The 3,691-nt window shown below is 59.9% G+C and carries 5 protein-coding genes; 2 read left to right on the top strand and 3 right to left on the bottom strand.

Features of this window, described 5'->3' with window-relative positions:
• Both AC1XOS_RS21065 and AC1XOS_RS21060 read left to right on the top strand, forming a co-directional pair.
• The coding region (locus tag AC1XOS_RS21065) for an undecaprenyl-diphosphate phosphatase (RefSeq protein ID WP_481964175.1) at positions 1 to 582 on the top strand (582 nt) is incomplete at its 5' end.
• Positions 583 to 585: 3 nt separating this feature from the next.
• On the top strand, positions 586 to 1,347 hold the full coding sequence (locus AC1XOS_RS21060; protein WP_481964174.1) for a sulfite exporter TauE/SafE family protein: 762 nt from the start codon (positions 586 to 588) through the stop codon (positions 1,345 to 1,347).
• Here the strand turns inward: AC1XOS_RS21060 and dapA are convergent.
• From dapA to AC1XOS_RS21045, 3 genes are all read right to left on the bottom strand, one after another.
• On the bottom strand, positions 1,340 to 2,194 hold the full coding sequence (gene dapA, locus AC1XOS_RS21055; protein WP_481964176.1) for a 4-hydroxy-tetrahydrodipicolinate synthase: 855 nt from the start codon (positions 2,192 to 2,194) through the stop codon (positions 1,340 to 1,342). The two genes, AC1XOS_RS21060 and dapA, sit on opposite strands and share 8 nt — an antisense overlap.
• Positions 2,195 to 2,236: 42 nt before the next feature.
• Positions 2,237 to 2,869 (bottom strand): Uma2 family endonuclease, encoded by a 633-nt coding sequence (locus AC1XOS_RS21050; protein ID WP_481964173.1) that lies wholly within the window; start codon positions 2,867 to 2,869, stop codon positions 2,237 to 2,239.
• A gap of 3 nt (positions 2,870 to 2,872) precedes the next feature.
• On the bottom strand, positions 2,873 to 3,691 hold an 819-nt coding region (locus AC1XOS_RS21045; protein ID WP_481964172.1), incomplete at its 5' end, for an aspartate-semialdehyde dehydrogenase.

Genomic DNA, 3,691 nt, shown 5'->3' with positions numbered 1-3,691 from the left:
CTGCTTGCGGTGATTATCGGGACTATCCCACTGGCACTGGTCGCGCTGGCGCTCAAGAAATACATCGAGACCACACTCCGTGAGCCGACTCCTGTGGCGATCATGCTGATCCTGATGGGCTTGGCGCTCTATCTGGTCGAGAAGGGCACCGAGAAGCTGCGCAACCGACCGCTCACGGACATCACCTGGAAAGACGGCGTGCTGGTCGGGGCGATGCAGGCCTTTGCCGCCGTCCCTGGCTCGTCGCGCTCGGGCTCAACTCTCATCGGGGCGTTTCTCTCCAAGCTCGACCGAGAAGCCGCGCTGGAGTTCTCGTTCCTACTTTCTCTGCCTGCAGTGCTCCTTTCAGGGCTCTTTGAGATCAAGGATCTCCTCAAGCCACAAGAAGTAGCGTTGCCGGGCACTCTCCATTTCTCCCCTGTGAACACTCTTGTTGCAACCGTCGTGGCGTTTGTGGTCGGCTACGCCTCGATTGCTTGGATGCTGAAGTACCTCGCGAAGCACTCTACCCTCGTCTTTGTGATCTGGCGGGTTGTGCTGGGCGCGGTAGTTTTAGCGATGCATGGCATGGGAAAGATCTAAAACGTGCCTGAGCTAGCGCTCTGGCAGTGGGCGCTCCTGGCCCTTGGCGCGTTCTCGGTCGGGGTCTCCAAGACCGGCGTGCCGGGGCTGGGAATTGTCAGCGTCGTGATCTTCACGCTTCTCTTGCCCACCAAGTTCTCCGTGGGAGCCGCGCTACTGGTGCTGATCTGCGCGGACTTATTAGCCGTCGCAGTGCACCGCAAGAACGGCGATCTCAAGCAAGTTCTACGGCTGCTCCCCTGGACGGTGGCGGGAATCGCGCTGGGGGCGCAGTTTCTGGGTAAAGTGGACGATAGAGCGCTCAAGCCCGTGCTAGGCGGCGTACTCTTGGTAATCTGCCTGCTCAGCATCTGGCGCGGGCAACAAAAAGCTCCCCCCGAGGTGCCTGTCTGGGCCGCGCCGCTGGTCGGGCTGGCGGCGGGCTTTACCACCATGATCGCCAACGCCGCAGGGCCCGTCACGACGCTCTATCTCTTAGCCATGCGCCTGCCCAAAGAGACATTCTTAGGCACCGCCGCCGTGTTCTTCTTTTTTATCAACTGGATCAAAGTCCCGTTTGCTATCTTTCAGAGCAAGATCATTGACCTCGACAGCCTGCGCTTTGCCGTCCTGCTCTTCCCCGCCGCGATCTTGGGCGGCATAGTCGGCAAGCCGCTGGCCGAGCGCATCCCTCAGAAGCGCTTTGAGCAGCTCGCACTGACGCTCACTGCTCTGGGAAGCCTCTGGATGCTGGTGGGAGCGCTTCTGGCCAGCAGGCCTAGATAGGCAAGCCGTGCGCTCTCAGAACCCCAAGAATCGCCTCGCTCTCGCTCTCATTGCAGTCCACTAAGGGCAGGCGCACGGGGCCAACTTTTTTGCCGAGCGCACGTAGCGCTAGCTTGGTCGGGGCGGGCGAAGGCACGGAGAACATCGTTTTGGCGACAGGCAGTGTGCGCAAGAAGATGTCAGCTGCCTCGGCTTGTTTTCCCGCAAACCATGCCTGGTGCACCGCCTGAAGCTCAGGGCCAATCACATGGGAGATTACGCTCACAAGGCCACAGCCGCCCAGGGCAAGAAGCGGCAGAATCGTGCCGTCGTCGCCAGAGTAGACATCGAAGCTCTCCGGGGTCTGGCGCAGGATCTCCCCCACTTGCTGTAGGTTCGCCGATGCCTCTTTAATCGCCACTACCGTCGGGCAGTCGGTGGCGAGGCGCACAACCGTGGCAGGCTCTAGGTTCGTAATGGTACGCCCAGGGACGTTGTAGAGCATCACGGGCAGATCCGTAGCGCTGGCAACCGCCTTGAAGTGCTGATAAAGGCCTTCTTGGCTGGGCTTGTTGTAGTAAGGCACCACGGCCAGCAGCGCCCCGGCTCCGGCGGCCTTCGCATCGTGCGCGGCCTCGATCACCTCGGCGGTATTGTTGCCCCCAACGCCCGCGATCACTTTCTCCGCGCCAATCGCCTCCACAATCACCTTGACTAGCGCCGCTTTCTCTTTGGCGGATGTTGTCGGAGACTCGCCCGTGGTGCCATTGATCACCAGCGCGTCCGAGCCATTGGCCAGTAGCCACTTCGCCAGCGCGACAGCCTCGGCAAAGTCCACCGCATTGTTTTCGTCAAACGGCGTCACCATCGCCGTCACGATATACCCCCACCGGGGCCGCATTCCACGCATCTAAATCACTTCCTCACTTATTTCCACAGGAGCCAGCGGCGGAAGGAGTGCTGAGACAATCACTCGCTCCGCAGGCTTCGCCAGCGTCGCCACACTCTCATCAGCGGCGTAGCGCAGGACGCTTTGATAACGCCCCTCGCGCGGTTCTCGATGCACCGTCAGCGCACGCCCTACCACGTCCAGCACCCAGTATTCCACAATCCCTGCCCGCGCATACAGCCCCGCCTTAGTCGAGAGATCAAAAGCCAGCGTCGAGTCTGAGACCTCAGCGACAAGTGCCAAGTCTGTGGGAGTCGGATAGTCCACCAAAAAATGCGCAATCGAGCGATTGAGAACAAAAACATCCGGTTCAGGAAAGCTCGTAGGATTATCTTCAGGTGAGACATTGATCCCCGCCTGAGTCTGGACAAAATCCATGCTAAAAATGGAGATACACAAGGCAAATAGACGACTTACCCCTGCACTGTGTGGACGATTTTGCGGCATTTTCCGAATTATCTCTCCCTCAACCAGCTCATACTTTCCTGCAATCAACAAGCCTTCTTTTTCGAAACGCTCACAATCGTCGCGCGTCCAGACGATACGAAACGGTGCGGGGGCATTCTCCGTGGGCTGTTGAAGAGACTGTGGCATGACCTAAATCACTCCTCGCTGAATTAAAAGCTCCGCGATCTGGTAGCCGTTGAGGGCAGCGCCCTTGAGAATCTGGTCGCCCGCCACAAAGAGATCGAGCGCCTTGGGGTGCGAGAGGTCCTCACGGATTCTTCCCACGAGGCACTCATCGCGGCCCGTGGCATCAACCGGCATCGGGAACGTATTGCTCTCGCGGTCGTCTACCAGGAGCACGCCCGGAAACGCGGCAATGGCGGCGCGGGCCTGCTCCACCGTGGGCCGCTCGCCGATAAACTCGATATTGACGCTCTCGCTGTGTGCCCGAAGTACAGGGACGCGAACGCAAGTGGCGGTGACAGCAAGAGTCGGCTCGTGGAGAATCTTGCGGGTCTCCTTGACCATCTTGAGCTCCTCTTCGTTGTAGCCCGTCTCGTTGATCGCCGTGTTGTGCGAGAACAAGTTAAACGCCACTTGGTGCGGGAAGATCTCCTTGGTCGGAGGTTTTCCGGCCAGTAGCTCACCCGCCTGCACCTCCAGCTCGCGCATCGCCGCTGCGCCCGCGCCTGAGGCCGCCTGGTAGGTGCTGACGACCACACGCTTCACGGGCCACTTCTGGTGCAGCGGGGTCAGCGCCATCAGCAAGATAATCGTCGAGCAGTTCGGGTTGGCGATAATGCCCTTGTGCGCCAAGACATCGTCGGGGTTGACTTCGGGGACGATCAGGGGCACCTCGGGGTCCATACGAAACGCCGACGAGTTATCAATCACCACGGCACCGGCTTTTACTGCCGCCTGCGCGAATTCTTTGGAGCGCCCCCCGCCCGCCGAGAAAAACGCGATATC

Source organism: Armatimonas sp. (assembly GCF_964826245.1).
This window is presented reverse-complemented; position numbering and strand designations above follow the sequence as displayed.